We start from the raw sequence: 16170 nt of genomic DNA on the forward strand, positions 1-16170 counted from the left end.
ATGGGGTGGAGTACGGCGGTGCGATGGGGCGGCCCTGGACGGCAGGATTCCATGCAGCAGTTTAGGAGGCCTTGATGTCGCTCCAAAGCGGCAACAGCCACTGTTTTGCCTTTCAAATTGCCGCTTCGGCAGCGGCGGCCGGGGGCCTGCGGCGCAAGCGGCGCGCTTTCGGTATGATGGCGGCCACCCTGTCCCAACCTGATCATTGGATGAACGCCTCATGCTGATTGTTTTGTCTCCCGCCAAGTCTCTGGACTACGATACGCCCCCGACCACCGACCTGCACACCACGCCCGCCTTCGTACCGCGTTCGGCCGAGCTGATCGACCTGCTCAAGAAGCTCTCTCCGGCCGAGGTAGGCAGCCTGATGGGGATTTCCGATCAGCTGTCGGTGCTCAACGTGAACCGTTATGCAAGCTGGTCGCGCAAGTTTTCGACCAAGAATGCCAAGCAGGCGGTGCTGGCCTTCAATGGCGATGTCTACGAAGGCCTGGATGCGGCTTCGCTCAACGCCAAGCAACTGGACTACCTGCAGGGCCATGTGCGCATCCTCTCTGGCCTGTACGGCATGTTGCGTCCGCTGGACCTGATGCAGCCCTATCGCCTGGAAATGGGGACCAAGCTGGCCAATCCGGGCGGCAAGGATCTCTATGCCTTCTGGGGTAACGAGATCACCGAGGCGCTCAATGCCGAACTGGCGGCGCAGAAGGCGCCGGTGCTGGTGAACCTGGCCTCGGACGAATATTTCAAGGTGGTCAAGCCCAAGCTGCTCAAGGCACAGGTGATCTCGCCGGTGTTCGAGGACTGGAAGGGCGGCAAGTACAAGATCATTTCCTTCTATGCCAAGCGTGCGCGTGGCCTGATGGCGCGCTATGCCGCGCAGAAGAACCTCAGCCAGCCGGAAAAGCTGAAGGCCTTCGATCTGGAAGGCTATGCCTATGCCCCGGAAGCGTCCAGCGAGCACAGCTGGGTATTCCGCCGCCGGCTGGAAGGCTGACCACCGGCCGCCGGTGTTGCGCCGGCATGCGACCTGCACGAAAGCCAAGAAAAAACCCTCGCCATCTGCATGGCGAGGGTTTTTTCTTGGTGCCGCCCGGCTTGTCGGCGCGGGCAGGAAGGTGTCTGCTTACCAGACTTTCCACCAGGGCTTGGACTTCTGCTTGGGGCCGCCGTGGTACCAGGCACTGTTGGGGTAGGTGGCCTGGATCACGCGTTCGGTGTCTTCCTTCAGCTTGGTCTGCCCCAGGGCTTCATAGGAGCGCATCAGGATGAACAGCGCCTCTTCGTTGGCCGGCGAGTCGGGGTATTGCTTGATGGCGGCCTGGGCGCGGTTGGCGGCCGAGACGTAGGCTCCGCGGCGGTAGTAGTAGTTGGCCACGTGGACGTCATACTGCGACATGGCATTGACCAGATATTTCATGCGGGCAATGGCGTCCGGGGTGTACTTGCTGTCCGGGAAACGTTCGGCCAGCAGCTTGAACGAGTCGAAGGCGTCACGCATGGCCTTGGGATCGCGCTCGGTGTTGTCCTGGTCGGTGAAGGTGTCGAAGATGCTGGTGCGATCATTGAAGTTGATCAGGCCACGCAGGTAGTACATGTAGTCGACGTTGGGATGGTTGGGGTGCAGCTTGATGAAGCGGTCCACCGCCGCCAGGCCCTGCGCCTGCTCGTTCTGGCGGTAGTAGGCGTAGGCGATGTCCATCTGCGCCTGTTGCGCATAGGTACCGAAGGGGTAGCGCGATTCCAGCTTCTCGAAGTACTTGATGGCCTTCTCGTAGCCACCGGCATTCAGTTCGTCCTTGGCTTCCGAGTATAATTTCGAGGCAGACCAGCCGACCGTCTCGTCCTTTTGTTCCGGCAAGAGGCCGCAGGCGGTGAGCGAGAGGGCAAAACCGATGATGAAGAACTTCAATAAGATTTTGTGCATGACTCTTGTGTGCTTGTCTGGGACTTATCAGTTGTGCATGGCGCTGTGCGCCTTACCGAGCCGGCTGCATCGATACCCGAAATACAATCAACCCGATCCGGCGATTATAGCTGATGTCACGTAAGAAACCCCTTCCGATTACAAATGGCGATGTGCCTGTAAAGACCGACCTCCCGCTGGAGGACGATTTCGATGACGGCGAGCAAGCCGCCGACGAAAACGCCTCCGGCCTGGAGCCCCTGACTTTCCGCCTGGATGACGAGGTCGTCGGCCAGCGACTGGACAAGGTCCTGTCCGGCCTGATGCCCGAATTCTCGCGCAGCCGCATCCAGCAGTGGATAGAAGACGGTCACGTGACCGTCGATGGCGCCCCGGCCAAGGGCAAGATGACCATGCTGGGCGATGAGCTGGTGGCGGTGGCACCGCAATCGGTGCCCTCCGAGCAGCCCTATGCGCCTGAAGCCATGGCGTTGGACATCCTGCACGAAGACAAGTCCATCATCGTCCTCGACAAGCCGGCCGGCCTCGTGGTGCACCCGGCCGCCGGCAACTGGAGCGGCACGCTGCTCAACGGCCTGCTGCACCATTGCCCGGCGCTGGCCGCGGTGCCGCGCGCCGGCATCGTGCACCGGCTGGACAAGGAGACCAGCGGCCTGATGGTAGTCGCCAAGACCCTGGCGGCCCAGACCGATCTGGTGCGCCAGTTGCAGGCGCGCAGCATGAAGCGCCAGTATCTGGCCCTGGTGTGGGGCCTGCCGCAATTGTCCGGCACCATCGATGCGCCGATGGCGCGACATCCGCGCGACCGCATCAAGATGGCGGTCTCGCAGAGCATGCGCGCCAAGCCGGCGGTGACCCACTACCGGCGCCTGGCGACCGGCGAGATCGACCGCAAGCCGGTGAGTCTGGTGCATTGCCGTCTGGAAACCGGTCGCACCCACCAGATCCGGGTACACCTGCAGTCACTGGGCTTTGCGCTGGTGGGCGATGCGTTGTACGGCAAGCAGCACCTGGCCTCGATCTTCCCGCGCCAGGCCCTGCTGGCCGGACGCCTGGGGCTGGTGCATCCGGGCAGCGGCAAGTTCCGCCAGTGGGCGGCTCCGTTGCCGGCCGATCTGGCGGCGCTGTTGCAGCGTGCTGGCATCGATCCGGCCCTGGCGGTGATTCCCGAGATGGATGAGCAGCCCGATCCGGTGGCCGGCGACTACGATGATGACGACGATGACTATTGATCCGAGCGCACGGGGTCCCGCATGGAACTGCTGATTCCCGATTGGCCGGCACCGGCCGCCATCGGCGCGCTGACCACCTTGCGCGCCGGCGGCTACAGTCCCGTTCCCTATGACGACGGGCAGGGCGGTGGCGGCCTGAACCTGGGTGCGCACGTGGCCGATGACCCGCTGCTGGTGGCGCGCAACCGTGCGCTGCTGCGCCGTGTGTTGCCCCAGGAGCCGGCCTGGCTGAGCCAGGTGCACGGGGTGACGGTGCTGGATGCCGCGGCCCTCCCGGCCGAGCCGGAGGCCGATGCCTGCATCAGTACCACGCCTGGGGCCGTGTGCGTGATGATGACTGCCGATTGCCTGCCGGTGCTGTTCTGCGACCGGGCCGGCAGCGTGGTCGGCGCGGCACACGCCGGCTGGCGCGGGTTGGCAGCCGGTGTGCTGGAGCGCACGGTGGCCGCCATGCGCGAGCGCGGCGCGGTCGATCTCCTGGCCTGGCTGGGTCCGGCCATCGGCCCCGATCGTTTCGAGGTCGGCGGCGAGGTGCGCGAAGCCTTCGTGACGCGGCAGGCCGAGGCCGACGCCGCGTTTCGCGCCTATCCCGGCCGTCCCGGCAAGTACCTGGCCGATATCTACCAGCTGGCACGGCAACGCCTGGCCGCGGTCGGTGTGCACGATGTCAGTGGTGGCGGCCTGTGCACGGTGGCGGATCATCGCTTCTATTCCTACCGGCGCGACAGGACTACCGGTCGCATGGCTTCGCTGATCTGGCTCAAGTAGACCGGCCAAGCCGGGGTGCGTGGCGTCAGGGATGGCGCTGCAAGGCCTGGATCAGTTCGCGCGTGTGACCCGGCATGCCTTCCAGGCCGCGCACGCAGATCAGCAGCTGGCGGCGGCTCCAGCCGTCGGCGAGCGGGATGGCGCGGATCTCCATGTGACCGGCACTGGTCATGGCGGCCGTTTCCGGCATCACCGCCACGCCCACCTGATGCTCGACCATGCGGCAGATGCCCTCGAAGCTGCGCAGCCTCACCCGGTATTGCAGCCGCCTGCCGGCGCGTGTGGCGTGGCCCGACAGGTGTTGCTGCAACGCGCTGTCGCCGGACAGGCCGACGAAATCCTCCCCCAGAAGTTCGCTGAAGGCCAGCGACTTGCGCCGCGCCAGGGGGTGCTTCTTCGAGAGCACCGCCACCAGATGGTCCTGGCGGAAGGGAAAGGTCTGCAGCGGACCACTGTCGGTGGAATCGGCGATGATGCCCACATCGGCCACGCCATCCACCACCGCCTGCACCACTTCATAGCTCAGTTTTTCTTCCAGTTCGATATCGGTGTGCGGATGCCTGGCCAGGAAGCGCGCCAGCACTTCCGGCAGGAATTCCGTCATGGCGGAGGTATTGCACAGGAGCCGGATATGGCCCTTGAGGCCGTGCGCGTACTGGCCCAGTTCGTCGCGCAGCTGTTCCATCTGCTGCGCCATCATGCGCGCGTGATGCGCCAAGGCGCGTCCGGCATCGGTGGTCTGTACGCCGCGTCGGCCACGCTCCAGCAGTGCCGTTCCCAGGGCATCTTCCATGTTGCGGATGCGTGCGCTGGCCGAGGCCAGGGCCATGTGGGCGCGGCTGGCGCCGGCGGTGATGCTGCCGCTTTCCACCACGTGCAGGAACAGGCGCAGGTCGGAGAGTTCGAATCGGTTGCTCATGGCGGCTCGGAGGTCGGGGGCGGAGGGCAAGGCATTCTGCCTTCGGCTGGACCGAAGGCTGCCTAAGTGTATTCCACATTTCCAGTCCGTGTCTGGACTGGCAGACTGGTATCCCTTGCAGCCCGGATCACATCCCTTCCGTCATTTTTCCCGTCGCCCGCCATGCCCAGCCTGTTTTCCTTTATCGACATGAATGCCACTGTCCTGACCGCGAGTCTGGCGGTATTCCTGCTGGCCGGTTTCGTCAAGGGCGTCATCGGCCTGGGCCTGCCGACCGTGGCGGTGGGGCTGCTGAGCCTGGTGATGCCGCCGGTGCAGGCGGCCGCCTTGCTGATCGTGCCGTCGATGGTCACCAATGGCTGGCAACTGGCCACCGGTGGCGCTTTCCTGGCGCTGGCACGGCGCCTGTGGGCCATGCTGGCGGGTATCGTGCTGGGGACCCTGGCCGGCAGCGGCTTCATGGGCGCCGATGGTGGTCGTCATGCCATCGTCGTGCTGGGCCTGGCGCTGATGCTGTATGCCATCGCCGGGCTGGCGGCGTGGACGCCCCGTGTACGGCCGGAACGGGAGCGCTGGTGGTCGCCGGTAGTGGGCCTGCTGACTGGATTGGTGACGGCCGCCACCGGCGTGTTCGTGATCCCCGCCGTTCCCTACCTGCAGGCGCTGGGCTTGCAGCGCGACCAGCTGATCCAGGCGCTGGGCCTGTCGTTTACGGTCTCCACGCTGGCGCTGGCGGTGAACCTGGGGCAGGGTGGTGCCTTCAGCGCAGGCGTAGGCTGGGCATCGGTGCTGGTGCTGGTGCCGGCATTGCTGGGCATGGCCATCGGCACACGGGTGCGGGCCCGGGTGCGCGCCATCACCTTCCGTCGTGCCTTCTTCTTCGGCCTGTTGCTGCTGGGGCTGCACCTGGCCTGGCAGATCACGGCGTGGTGGTGATGAGGCCGTCCTCTTTCATGGATCGCGGCTGGCAGATCGAGGGGCCGCGCCAACGGCAGCCTGACGAAGTGCATGTCTATGCCTGGCTGGATGGCTGCATGATCGCCATGCTTGATTGTCAGTTACGTGACAGGGAGGGGCTGCAGTTACGTATGGCCTATGTCTCGCCACCCTGGCGCGGCTCGACCGTGCTGCGCGACATGCTTGCCGTGCTCAAACCGCGTTACCGCTCGATCAGGCTGCGCCGGACACCGCGCCGCTGAGCGGCAGGAATGAGATTTTCATGCGGGCCAGAGTGCATGATGCAGTGCGCAAACTGGTCTGCGATGTGGCTCCGCGCTTCACGATGATGGTGCGCGTGGATGGCGGTTTCTAAGTTTTTGGACGCTGCATGCGGATGGGCTGAAGGCCGCTCTCAATGACTGCGCGGTTCTTCTTCATCGATGCGTAGCTCGCGTTTCATGGAACTGTCATCTTCCCTGTCTTCCTTGCGGGCAGCTGTCAATTTCTTCATGTTTTGACGATTCCGCTTGCGTTGCGGCGTACCCATCAGGTATAAAACAACGGTCAGGGGAATTATCCCGTACAGCAGGAAAGTGGCGACGCCAGCGATCGCCGACTGTTCGGTGACCGACATCATGAAGACGACGTAGAGCCATGCGATAGCGACGATATACATGGTGAGATGGCGCTTCGAGACAAACCGTAAAGATACGCGAAAATTGCAGATCCGAGCATGAACAAGCAGAATCCGCAGCAACCCTCTCCCGATGTATCCGCGTGGCTGGCACAGATGTCCGATCCGAAGTTCTGGACCTCGCTGCAGTCCCAGTTCCAATCCCAGTTCGAGCAATTCAGGTCGCATTTGCCGCCCATGCCCAACATGGCTGGCATGCCTGGCATGCCGCCGGGTGCCGGGCAGATCGACCCCACGGTGCTGGTCAGACAGCTCGGCGACATGGGCGCCACGCTGGACCCGGCCGACATGATGCGTCTGCAGCAGGACTACACCCGTGAATTCGGTGAATTGTGGCAGTCGATGCTGGCAGCCAAGTCGCCGGCCATCACCGATCGCCGCCTGTCGGCACCAGCCTGGCAGGAACATCCTTACTTCGCATTCCAGGCCGCTGCCTACCAGCTCAATTCGCGCTTCCTGCTGGCCCTGGCCGATGCGGTCAAGGGCACCGAGAAGGTGCGTCACAAGTTGCGTTTTGCGGTGCAGCAGATGATCGATGCGATGTCGCCCGCCAACTTCCTGGCGACCAATCCGGTGGCTCAGCAGAAGATCATCGAGACCCGCGGCGAAAGCCTGACCAAGGGCATCGCGCAATTGCTGGCCGATCTGCAGAAGGGGCATGTGTCGCAGACCGATGAGAGCGCCTTCGAAGTGGGACGCGACGTCGGTGCCAGCGAAGGCTCGGTGGTCTTCGAGAACGAGCTGTTCCAGCTGATCCAGTACAAGCCGCTGACCAAGACCGTGCATGCGGTGCCGCTCCTGATCGTGCCGCCCTGCATCAACAAGTTCTACATCCTCGACCTCCAGCCGCAGAATTCGCTGGTGCGCTATACGGTGGAGCAGGGACATACGGTATTCCTGATTTCCTGGCGCAATGCCGATGCTGCGGTCGAGGCCGCTACCTGGGACAACTATGTGGACGATGCCGTGGTGCGCGCCATCCATATCGTCCAGGAGATCAGCAAGCAACCGCAGATCAATGCCCTCGGCTTTTGCGTGGGCGGCACCATCCTGTCCTGTGCGCTGGCGCTGCTGGCTGCGCGTGGAGAAGATCCGGTGGCCAGCCTGACGCTGTTGACCACCTTCCTCGATTTTTCCGACACCGGTGCCATCGACGTCTATATCGACGAGATGCAGCTGGCCCTGCGCGAGCAGATGATCGGCCAGCGCGGCCTGATGGCGGGACGCGATTTCGCCAGCGCCTTCTCCAGCCTGCGCCCCAACGACCTGCTGTGGAACTACGTCGAATCCAATTACCTCAAGGGCGAGAAGCCCAGCGCCTTCGACCTGCTGTACTGGAACGCCGACAGCACCAACCTGCCCGGTCCGATGTTCTGCTATTACCTGCGGCACATGTACCTGGAGAATGCGCTCAAGGAGCCGGGCCGCCTGACGGTGGGCGGCGAGAAGATCGACCTGCGCAAGATCAGCGCGCCGGCCTTCATCTATGCCTCGCGCGATGACCACATCGTGCCCTGGAAGTCGGCCTATGCCTCGCTGGACCTGGTCAATGCCGGCAAGCGCAGCAACAACCGTTTCGTGCTGGGTGCGTCGGGACACATTGCCGGCGTGATCAACCCGGCCTCCAAGAACAAGCGCAATTACTGGACCAACGACAAGGCCCGCGCCGGCAGCGATGCCGATACCTGGCTGGCCGGTGCCACCGAGCATCCGGGCAGCTGGTGGGGCGAGTGGGCGGCCTTCCTGGCCAAGCATGGGGGACGCAAGGTGGCCGCACCCAAGGCGCCGGGTTCCACCCGCTACAAGCACATCGAGCCGGCACCGGGACGGTACGTCAAGGTCAAGGCCGACCAGCCGGCGGCCTGAGGAATCAGTCAGCCGGCCAGGGAAGGGCAGAGAAGCCGGCGGCGGTGATGAAAAGAGGGCGGTGATCCGGCAGGCCGGGACCGCCGACAGAGAGAGACGGCCGGCGTCGCATCCGCGGCGGCGCAGGTCGGACCAATACAGGGAAGCCAGTCGACACTCGGCCTCCCGACCAATGCGGCGCAAAGCAGACGCGAAACAGGGGTGCAGCATCGCACCCCGATAATCACCATCCAATAGGAGGCAGCAAATGAGCAAGCGTATCGCATATGTGACCGGTGGCATGGGCGGCATCGGGACCGCCATCTGCACCCGTCTGTGCAAGGACGGCTATACCGTGGTGGCCGGTTGCGGCCCCAATTCCACCCGCAAGGATTCCTGGCTGGCGACCATGCGTGGCCATGGCTTCGACATCCACGCTTCCGAGGGCAACGTGTCCGACTGGGAATCCACCAAGGCCGCCTTCGAGAAGGTGCGCGCCGAAATCGGCGAAGTGGACGTGCTGGTCAACAACGCCGGCATCACCCGCGACGGCCAGTTCCGCAAGATGAGCAAGGCCGACTGGGACGCGGTGATCGACACCAACCTGAATTCGCTCTTCAACGTCACCAAGCAGGTCATCGAGGGCATGTGCGAGCGCGGTTTCGGTCGCATCATCAACATCTCGTCGGTCAACGGCCAGAAGGGCCAGTTCGGCCAGACCAACTATTCCACCGCCAAGGCCGGCATCCACGGCTTCACCATGGCACTGGCGCAGGAAGTGGCGACCAAGGGCGTGACCGTCAACACCGTCTCGCCGGGCTATGTCGGTACCGACATGGTGCGCGCCATCCGTCCGGAAGTGCTGGAGAAGATCGTCTCCGGCATCCCCGTCAAGCGCCTGGGCGAACCGGAGGAAATCGCCTCCATCGTGGCCTGGATCGCCTCGTCCGAGGGCGGTTACGCCACCGGTTCGGACTTCTCCCTCAACGGCGGCCTGTACATGGGCTGATGTCCTTTGCTGCAGCTGGCGGAGAATTTCTCCGCACTGCACGATCGGGCTCCCCATTGTCCGTCTTCCCCCCTATAATGGCTTGCGTTGCTGCCCTGCAAAAGCAGGGCGCGACCGCGTCGCGAGGACGACGCAGGCTGCACCACAGTAGAAGAAGCAAGGAGAGGACAGCATCATGTCCCGGACGCCCGCGGGTCGGGAACGCATCGAAGCGGCCCGCACCGCTGCAAACCAAGGCCGGCCAACGGCTGCAATGAGAGAGACTGGACTTCAGATGACTACTGCAAAAAATTCGGCAGATCGCTTGATCAAGAAATACCCCAATCGCCGTCTTTACGACACCCAGACCAGTTCCTACATCACCTTGACCGACGTCAAGCAACTGGTGCTGGACAATGAGGAATTCACCGTGGTCGATGCCAAGAGCGGCGACGACCTCACCCGCAGCATCCTGCTGCAGATCATCCTGGAAGAAGAGTCGCACGGTGTCCCGATGTTCTCCAGCGGCGCCCTGTCGCAGATCATCCGCTACTACGGCCATGCCATGCAGGGCATGATGGGCAACTATCTGGAAAAGAACATCCAGACCTTCATCGACATCCAGAACAAGCTGGCGGAAAATTCCAAGGGCTTCTACGAAGGCAAGCCCTTCAGCCCGGAGATGTGGACCCAGTTCATGAACGTGCAGGGGCCGATGATGCAGGGCATGATGAGCAACTACATCGAACAGAGCAAGAACCTGTTCATCCAGATGCAGGAGCAGATGCAGAGCCAGACCAAGAACATGTTCGGCACCTTCCCCTTCGGCGGCACCGGTAATCCGCCAGATCAGAAGAAGTAATCCGGCGCCGGCCACTGGCCGGCAACTGCTTGCCTGACCCGACGGCCCCGCGTGGGCCGTTTTGTTTTGCTGCTGTGCCACAGCACGTCGCGCCCGAAAACAGGCGAAAGCGGGCGGACGATGTACAATAGCGCCCTGATTTTTAAAGCATTTTTCGCTTTTTCCCGTATTTTCGGCCGTTTCCGGCCCGTCTCACTGAGCCTCCTGCCATGTCCAACCCATCTTCTCCCGTCACCCCGGCCCTGCCCAAGGTCGGTTTCGTCTCCCTCGGCTGCCCCAAGGCACTGGTCGATTCCGAACAGATCCTGACCCAGTTGCGCGCCGAAGGCTACGATACTGCCAAGTCCTACGACGGCGCCGATCTGGTGATCGTCAACACCTGCGGCTTCATCGATGCCGCCGTGCAGGAGTCGCTGGACGCCATTGGCGAGGCCCTGAACGAAAACGGCAAGGTCATCGTCACCGGCTGCCTGGGCGCCAAGAAGGACGCCGAGGGTGACGACATCATCCAGAAGATCCACCCCAAGGTCTTGGAAGTGACCGGTCCGCACGCGGTGGGCGAGGTGATGCAGGCGGTGCACAAGCACCTGCCCAAGCCACATGCTCCCTTCATCGACCTGGTCCCGCCGCAGGGTGTCAAGCTCACCCCCAAGCACTTCGCCTACCTGAAGATTTCCGAAGGCTGCAACCACCGCTGCAGCTTCTGCATCATTCCCTCCATGCGCGGCGATCTGGTCTCGCGCCCCATCGCCGACGTGATGCTGGAGGCCGAGAACCTGTTCAAGGCCGGTGTGAAGGAATTGCTGGTGATCTCCCAGGACACCAGTGCCTATGGCGTGGATGTGAAATTCCGTACCGGCTTCTGGAACGGCAAGCCGATCAAGACCCACATGACCCAGCTGGTGGGTGCGCTGGGTGAACTGGCCCAGCAGTACGGTGCCTGGGTGCGCCTGCACTATGTCTATCCGTATCCGCACGTGGATCAGATCATCCCGCTGATGGCCGAAGGCAAGATCCTGCCCTACCTGGATGTGCCGCTGCAGCACGCCCACCCGGATGTGCTCAAGCGCATGAAGCGCCCGGCCAATGGCGAAAAGAACATCGAGCGCATCCAGGCCTGGCGTGCCTTGTGCCCGGATATCACGATCCGCTCCACCTTCATCGCCGGCTTCCCCGGCGAGACTGAGGCCGAGTTCGAATACCTGCTGGATTTCCTCAGGGAAGCCGAGATCGACCGCCTGGGCTGCTTCGCCTATTCCCCGGTGGAAGGCGCGACCGCCAACGAGATCGCCAACCCGGTGCCGGAAGAAGTGCGCGAGGAACGTCGCGGCCGCGTCATGCAACTGCAGGAAGAGATTTCCAAGAAGCGCCTGCAGGCCAAGGTCGGCAAGACCCTGCGCGTGCTGATCGACGAGGTGGATCGCAACGGCGGTACCGGCCGCACCTATTCCGATGCGCCGGAAATCGATGGCGTGGTTTACGTGAAGCCGCCCTTCGAGCCGCATCGCAAGCTGGAAGTCGGCCAGTTCGTCGATGTGCGCATCACCGCTGCCGATGCCCACGACCTGTGGGGCGCGGCAGAGTGAGGGCGGGGCGTTTGCTGGGGCGCGGCCTGCTGGCCGCGCTGCTGACCTGCTCGCTGGTGGCGCCATCCCTGGCGGCCCGCACCGGGCCGGCGGCCGACGCGCCCGAGGGCTCGCTGCAGCAACTGCTGATGACGCATGCCCTGGTGCTGCGCGGCCAGATCGATGGCCGCGATATCCAGCTGTCGCTACAACCCAAGAAGAACGAGGATGGCCTGGAAGGGCGCTATTTCTTCTTCGGCGGCTCTCCCGAGATCCTGGTGGCCGGCGAGGTCGAGGGCGACGACTTCATCATGGAAGAGTCGATCAACGGCAAGGATGTCTCGGGCCAGTGGGAAGGTCATCGCCAGGGCCAGTCCATTACCGGCACCTGGTCCAGCGCCGACGGTGCGGTCACCAAGCCATTCGCGCTGCAACTGCCCTGAGACTGCTCTGATCGCTGCGCATTGCCGGGTGCACGCTTTCGGTGCCGGCAGGCTGCGCGTATAGTGATGCCTTTGCGCGTAGCGCCTTGCTGCGCGGCTCGTTTTCAGAGGCAGAACCGTGTCCGATTCCAAACAGACTTCTCCCACGCCGCAAACTTCCCTGGTCCACAGCAGCTATCGCGCCCCCGGCGGCTTCGAGGCTTTCCCGGTGGGCATCCATCACGCTTCGACGGTGCTGTTCCCCAATGTGGAAGCCATGCGTTCGCGCGACTGGCGCGAAAAGCTGGGCTACACCTACGGCCTGCACGGCACGCCGACCAGCTTCGTGCTGGAGGCACGCCTGGCCGAGATCGAGGGGGGCAACTATTGCCGCGTCACGCCCAGCGGCCTGGCCGCCATCGCCATGGTCAACTTCGCCTTCCTCAGGAGCGGCGACGATGTACTTCTGCCCGACAACGTCTATGGTCCCAGCAAGGACCTGGGTCAGTGGCTGGAGCGCGATTTCCAGATCACGGCGCGCTTCTACGACCCGATGATAGGGGAGGGCCTGGCCGAGCTGATCCAGCCCAACACCCGGCTGGTCTGGACCGAGGCGCCCGGCTCGGTATCGATGGAAGTGCCGGACATCCCGGCCCTGTGCCGCGCCGCGCACGCCAGGGGGGTGCTGGTGGCCATCGACAACACCTGGTCCGCCGGCATCGCCTTCAAGGCCTTCGAACACGGTGTGGACATCGTCATGCAGGCGGTCACCAAATACCAGTCCGGCGGCTCGGACGTGCTGATGGGGGCGGTCATTGTGCGCGACCAGGCGCTCAATGAAAAGCTGGAGATGGCCCACATGCGCCTGGGCTTCGGCGTGGGCATGGATGATGTCTATCTGGTGCTGCGCAGCCTGTCTTCGATGCGCCTGCGCTTCGAGGCTCACGACGCTGCTGCGCGCCAGGTGGCGACCTGGCTCAAGCAGCGTCCCGAAATCGTGTCGGTGCTGCATCCGGCCTTCGAGGATTGCCCCGGTCATGCGCACTGGAAGCGCGATTTCACCGGCGCCGGAGGGCTGTTCTCGGTGATCTTCGATCCGCGCTACGACGAGCTGCAGACCGATCGCTTCGTGGACAATCTGCGCCTGTTCAAGATCGGCTACAGCTGGGGTGGGGCCCACAGCCTGTGCGTGCCGTACCGCATGCGGGGCATGCGCGGCCAGTGGCAGCGAGAAGGGCAGCTGGTGCGCTTCAATATCGGACTGGAGACTCCCGAGGATCTCATCGCCGATATCGAACAGGCCCTGGCACACCTTTGATCGCCGCTCCGGCGATGGCGCTGTCGTGGGATTTGCTTCGAAGAAATTGAATAAAGGTAAATGTCGCGTCTGTTTCGCGTTTTGGCGCGGAAGGACGCGTCATAAAATTGCCCCATTGTCGAGCCGGCCTCGCAATGTTGCGTAAAAACGGTGAAGCGGTGTAAATCATTGCAATTTCTTGATGGTCCGGTCACGAAGGAAACTACAGTCGCATTTGTCTCTTCCTGGACGAAATGCGGCTGAGCTAGTCGTCCTACAGCAACAAGGCACAACAAAATCGCCAAAATTTACAATTAATTTTATTGCTTTGATGTCAATTTTGTTGACGCATTTCGGTCAAGAAATCTTTTGATCAGGAAATTCCTGATTGTCGCTGGAAGTCGCAAGGACTCTGGCTGTTCACCTTTTTTTCCTTGAATCTGTAGGAAAAAAGGCGCATCGTGTAAGACAAAGTCCTACAGATCGATTGTGCGCGTCTCGGACGAAAAATACCGAGCAAGTCTAATTTCCCGCCTGTCCGCCCCCCCTCAGAATTGGCTTGCAGTCAAGTAAATGTAAGCGATTGTAAGCAGCTCAATGCCGCTACGCGCAGCACGGAGCAGTATGGGGTTCTTATCGAGGTGGGGGTGCAAATGAATACCAACGACATGATGGCGGAAATCCGCGATGCCAATCTGAGCTATCTGATGCTGGCCCAGCAGATGGTCCGTCAGGACAAGCCGACCGCCATCTTCCGCCTGGGTATCAGTGCCGAGATCGCCGATCTGATCGAAGGCCTGTCCAATGCCCAGATCATGAAACTGGCCGCGACCAACATGATGTTGACGCGTTTCCGTTTCGACGACGGTGCCATCCTCGGTATGCTCACCAACTACAACAAGGACAAGAGTCTGGCCCAGTCGCATGCGGCCATTCTGATGGCCTGTCAGCCCAGCGAACAAATTTCGTAAAACAACAAGACAAATGCAGGGCCGGCGTGCCCAGGGGAAGTCGATGCGCCGGAGGGGAAGACGTTTGGTATCACTAATCAGTTTGTGTCTTGGATTCGCAGCCTGATGTCCTTCTGCTTGTGCAGATGGACCGGGGTCAGGCAGTGTCACTACGAAATCACCGGGGGGTAGCACCATGGCTAAGAAGAGCGTTGTCACAGAGGCGCAGGAAATTCAGTTGGCCATTGAATTGATCAATCTGGGGGCACGCCTCCAGCTGCTGGAATCGGAAACTTCGCTGTCGCGCGAGCGCCTGCTGAAGTTGTACAAGGAGTTGAAGGGGGTCTCGCCGCCCAAGGGCATGCTGCCGTTCTCCACGGACTGGTTCATCACCTGGCAGCCGAACATCCATTCTTCGCTGTTCATCAACATCCATCGCTATCTGGTGGAGCACGCCCGCATCAACGGCATCGAAGCCGTGATGAAGGCCTACAAGCTCTATCTGGAGCAGGTCGGTCAAGGCGATGCCGGTGAGCCGGTGCTCTCGCTCACCCGTGCCTGGACGCTGGTGCGCTTCTTCGAAAGCAAGATGCTCATGACCACGCCCTGCTGCAAGTGTGGCGGCCACTTCGTGGTGCATCGCCTGGACCTGCATCAGGACTACCTGTGCGGTCTGTGCCATATGCCTTCCCGTGCTGGCAAGACCAAGAAGGCCAAGGACGCCATCGTCATGGGCCTGGTCGAGACCCTGCCGGTGGCAGCGGCGGCGCCGGTGGCCGCCGTGCCGGCGCTGGCGGCGGTCGCCTGACCGACCCCATGCGTGCAGTCGCTGCCGATGCGGTAACGGCCCGGCGGATCGGTCGCGGGAGCGCGACCGTTTGCCGAGCCAGGAAAATGGGGCCGCTTGCCTAGATGTCTGACCTAGAGAACCACCCCGGCGCACGCCGCAGGCCACTGCTGCAGGCGCCGGCGATCCAGGCCCTGGTGCTGTTCGTGCTGGCCCTGGTGGCCGCCAACGTGATCGACGTGCTGTGGCAGCGCGCCGGCTTTTCTTCCCTGTCCCCCTGGCAAACTTCCCTGCTGCACGGCGTGATCGCCGCGCTGCTGGCACGCCTGCGGCGCATGGCCGTCTGGTGGTCGCTGATCCTTCTGGTGTTCCCGCTGGCGGCCCTGCTGGTCGCACGGCTGCAGTTGCCGCCCTGGCTGTTCCTGGCGGTTTTCCTGTTCATGCTGGTGCTGTTCTGGTCCACTTTCCGCAGCCAGGTGCCGTTCTATCCGTCCGGACGCAGTGCCTGGGATGCCGTGGCTGCGTTGCTGCCCGAGGGACGTCCGGTTCGCTTCATGGATATCGGCAGCGGTCTGGGCGGTGCCGTGCTGGATCTTTCGCGACGCCGTCCCGACAGCATCTTCACCGGCATCGAGATTGCGCCCTTGCCGTGGCTGGTGAGCCGGGTACGGGCGGCGCTGGCGGGCAACCGCTGCCGTTTCGTGCGCGGTGATTACCTGCTGCTCGATTTCGCCGACTACGACGTGGTATTCGCCTATCTTTCGCCGGCCGCCATGCTCGCCCTGTGGCACAAGGCCCGCGCCGAGATGCGTCCGGGCAGTCTGCTATTGAGTTACGAATTCCATATTCCGGGCAGTACGCCGGACCTGGTGATACAGCCGGAGGGAGGCGGGCCGGTGCTGCATGGCTGGCGCATGTGAAAGCACAAAACGGCGAACTGCGAGACGCGACGTATCAAGTTTGCCGGGATTGCGC

The 16170-nt window shown here is 62.8% G+C and carries 18 protein-coding genes; 15 read left to right on the forward strand and 3 right to left on the reverse strand.

The window, feature by feature from the left end:
• Nucleotides 1-74 precede the first annotated feature (74 nt).
• Both VE092_RS22310 and yaaA read left to right on the forward strand, forming a co-directional pair.
• Complete coding sequence (locus VE092_RS22310; RefSeq protein WP_324880097.1) at nucleotides 75-227, forward strand: hypothetical protein; 153 nt, start codon at nucleotides 75-77, stop codon at nucleotides 225-227.
• Complete coding sequence (gene yaaA, locus VE092_RS22315; RefSeq protein WP_324880098.1) at nucleotides 221-997, forward strand: peroxide stress protein YaaA; 777 nt, start codon at nucleotides 221-223, stop codon at nucleotides 995-997. The genes VE092_RS22310 and yaaA overlap by 7 nt, the downstream gene beginning before the upstream one ends.
• Nucleotides 998-1126: 129 nt before the next feature.
• Here the strand turns inward: yaaA and VE092_RS22320 are convergent, their stop codons facing one another.
• The gene (locus VE092_RS22320; RefSeq protein ID WP_324880099.1) at nucleotides 1127-1927 is read right to left on the reverse strand and encodes an outer membrane protein assembly factor BamD; all 801 of its coding nucleotides are present in this window, start codon (nucleotides 1925-1927) and stop codon (nucleotides 1127-1129) included.
• Nucleotides 1928-2040: 113 nt separating this feature from the next.
• On the opposite strand from VE092_RS22320, the gene VE092_RS22325 reads away from it, so the two are divergent.
• Both VE092_RS22325 and pgeF read left to right on the forward strand, forming a co-directional pair.
• Nucleotides 2041-3159, forward strand: a complete 1119-nt coding sequence (locus VE092_RS22325; RefSeq protein WP_324880100.1) for an RluA family pseudouridine synthase — start codon at nucleotides 2041-2043, stop codon at nucleotides 3157-3159.
• Nucleotides 3160-3180: 21 nt separating this feature from the next.
• A complete protein-coding gene (gene pgeF, locus VE092_RS22330; RefSeq protein WP_324880101.1) occupies nucleotides 3181-3927 on the forward strand; it encodes a peptidoglycan editing factor PgeF in 747 nt (248 codons plus the stop codon).
• A gap of 25 nt (nucleotides 3928-3952) precedes the next feature.
• On the opposite strand, the gene VE092_RS22335 is transcribed toward pgeF, so the two are convergent.
• Nucleotides 3953-4846 (reverse strand): LysR substrate-binding domain-containing protein, encoded by an 894-nt coding sequence (locus tag VE092_RS22335; protein ID WP_324880102.1) that lies wholly within the window; start codon nucleotides 4844-4846, stop codon nucleotides 3953-3955.
• Between the two features lie 162 nt (nucleotides 4847-5008).
• Between VE092_RS22335 and VE092_RS22340 the strand changes: the two genes are divergently transcribed.
• Entirely contained in the window at nucleotides 5009-5782 is a 774-nt protein-coding gene (locus tag VE092_RS22340) for a sulfite exporter TauE/SafE family protein (RefSeq protein WP_324880103.1), read from the forward strand.
• Nucleotides 5782-6045 carry a hypothetical protein gene (locus VE092_RS22345; protein ID WP_324880104.1) on the forward strand — a complete coding sequence of 88 codons (264 nt, stop codon included), beginning with the start codon at nucleotides 5782-5784 and terminating at the stop codon, nucleotides 6043-6045. The genes VE092_RS22340 and VE092_RS22345 overlap by 1 nt, the downstream gene beginning before the upstream one ends.
• A 152-nt stretch (nucleotides 6046-6197) precedes the next feature.
• On the opposite strand, the gene VE092_RS22350 is transcribed toward VE092_RS22345, so the two are convergent.
• Entirely contained in the window at nucleotides 6198-6461 is a 264-nt protein-coding gene (locus VE092_RS22350) for a hypothetical protein (RefSeq protein WP_324880105.1), read from the reverse strand.
• A 57-nt stretch (nucleotides 6462-6518) separates the two neighbouring features.
• Here VE092_RS22350 and phaC point away from each other — a divergent pair, with 57 nt between their 5' ends.
• The 9 genes from phaC (at nucleotide 6519) to VE092_RS22395 (ending at nucleotide 16115) form a co-directional block, all read left to right on the forward strand.
• A complete protein-coding gene (gene phaC, locus VE092_RS22355) occupies nucleotides 6519-8345 on the forward strand; it encodes a class I poly(R)-hydroxyalkanoic acid synthase (protein WP_324880106.1) in 1827 nt (608 codons plus the stop codon).
• Between the two features lie 247 nt (nucleotides 8346-8592).
• Nucleotides 8593-9333, forward strand: a complete 741-nt coding sequence (locus VE092_RS22360) for a 3-ketoacyl-ACP reductase (protein ID WP_324880107.1) — start codon at nucleotides 8593-8595, stop codon at nucleotides 9331-9333.
• Between the two features lie 274 nt (nucleotides 9334-9607).
• Complete coding sequence (gene phaR, locus VE092_RS22365) at nucleotides 9608-10174, forward strand: polyhydroxyalkanoate synthesis repressor PhaR (RefSeq protein ID WP_324880108.1); 567 nt, start codon at nucleotides 9608-9610, stop codon at nucleotides 10172-10174.
• A 209-nt stretch (nucleotides 10175-10383) separates the two neighbouring features.
• Nucleotides 10384-11760: a 30S ribosomal protein S12 methylthiotransferase RimO gene (gene rimO / locus VE092_RS22370; RefSeq protein WP_324880109.1), complete on the forward strand. Its 1377-nt coding sequence runs from the start codon at nucleotides 10384-10386 to the stop codon at nucleotides 11758-11760.
• An 11-nt stretch (nucleotides 11761-11771) separates the two neighbouring features.
• Nucleotides 11772-12182: a hypothetical protein gene (locus tag VE092_RS22375; protein ID WP_324880110.1), complete on the forward strand. Its 411-nt coding sequence runs from the start codon at nucleotides 11772-11774 to the stop codon at nucleotides 12180-12182.
• Between the two features lie 118 nt (nucleotides 12183-12300).
• Nucleotides 12301-13479, forward strand: a complete 1179-nt coding sequence (locus VE092_RS22380) for a cystathionine beta-lyase (RefSeq protein ID WP_324880111.1) — start codon at nucleotides 12301-12303, stop codon at nucleotides 13477-13479.
• 632 nt (nucleotides 13480-14111) lie between these two features.
• Nucleotides 14112-14429 (forward strand): flagellar transcriptional regulator FlhD, encoded by a 318-nt coding sequence (gene flhD / locus VE092_RS22385; protein WP_324880112.1) that lies wholly within the window; start codon nucleotides 14112-14114, stop codon nucleotides 14427-14429.
• Between the two features lie 175 nt (nucleotides 14430-14604).
• Nucleotides 14605-15216, forward strand: coding sequence for a flagellar transcriptional regulator FlhC (gene flhC, locus VE092_RS22390; RefSeq protein ID WP_324880113.1), 612 nt, complete (start codon nucleotides 14605-14607; stop codon nucleotides 15214-15216).
• A gap of 104 nt (nucleotides 15217-15320) precedes the next feature.
• Nucleotides 15321-16115 carry a class I SAM-dependent methyltransferase gene (locus tag VE092_RS22395; RefSeq protein WP_324880114.1) on the forward strand — a complete coding sequence of 265 codons (795 nt, stop codon included), beginning with the start codon at nucleotides 15321-15323 and terminating at the stop codon, nucleotides 16113-16115.
• Nucleotides 16116-16170: the final 55 nt, after the last annotated feature.

The organism is Herbaspirillum sp., from assembly GCF_035644555.1.
Taxonomy (GTDB): domain Bacteria; phylum Pseudomonadota; class Gammaproteobacteria; order Burkholderiales; family Burkholderiaceae_D; genus Herbaspirillum.

Bases quoted from the DNA above. Each gene is read 5' to 3' on its own strand.
- phaR (WP_324880108.1), top strand. From the start codon at position 9,608: ATGACTACTGCAAAAAATTCGGCAGATCGCTTGATCAAGAAATACCCC.
- flhC (WP_324880113.1), top strand. From the start codon at position 14,605: ATGGCTAAGAAGAGCGTTGTCACAGAGGCGCAGGAAATTCAGTTGGCC.
- flhD (WP_324880112.1), top strand. From the start codon at position 14,112: ATGAATACCAACGACATGATGGCGGAAATCCGCGATGCCAATCTGAGC.
- phaC (WP_324880106.1), top strand. From the start codon at position 6,519: ATGAACAAGCAGAATCCGCAGCAACCCTCTCCCGATGTATCCGCGTGG.
- VE092_RS22335 (WP_324880102.1), bottom strand. From the start codon at position 4,846: ATGAGCAACCGATTCGAACTCTCCGACCTGCGCCTGTTCCTGCACGTG.
- yaaA (WP_324880098.1), top strand. From the start codon at position 221: ATGCTGATTGTTTTGTCTCCCGCCAAGTCTCTGGACTACGATACGCCC.
- VE092_RS22340 (WP_324880103.1), top strand. From the start codon at position 5,009: ATGCCCAGCCTGTTTTCCTTTATCGACATGAATGCCACTGTCCTGACC.
- VE092_RS22310 (WP_324880097.1), top strand. From the start codon at position 75: ATGTCGCTCCAAAGCGGCAACAGCCACTGTTTTGCCTTTCAAATTGCC.
- VE092_RS22350 (WP_324880105.1), bottom strand. From the start codon at position 6,461: ATGTATATCGTCGCTATCGCATGGCTCTACGTCGTCTTCATGATGTCG.
- rimO (WP_324880109.1), top strand. From the start codon at position 10,384: ATGTCCAACCCATCTTCTCCCGTCACCCCGGCCCTGCCCAAGGTCGGT.
- pgeF (WP_324880101.1), top strand. From the start codon at position 3,181: ATGGAACTGCTGATTCCCGATTGGCCGGCACCGGCCGCCATCGGCGCG.
- VE092_RS22360 (WP_324880107.1), top strand. From the start codon at position 8,593: ATGAGCAAGCGTATCGCATATGTGACCGGTGGCATGGGCGGCATCGGG.
- VE092_RS22320 (WP_324880099.1), bottom strand. From the start codon at position 1,927: ATGCACAAAATCTTATTGAAGTTCTTCATCATCGGTTTTGCCCTCTCG.
- VE092_RS22325 (WP_324880100.1), top strand. From the start codon at position 2,041: ATGTCACGTAAGAAACCCCTTCCGATTACAAATGGCGATGTGCCTGTA.
- VE092_RS22345 (WP_324880104.1), top strand. From the start codon at position 5,782: ATGAGGCCGTCCTCTTTCATGGATCGCGGCTGGCAGATCGAGGGGCCG.
- VE092_RS22395 (WP_324880114.1), top strand. From the start codon at position 15,321: ATGTCTGACCTAGAGAACCACCCCGGCGCACGCCGCAGGCCACTGCTG.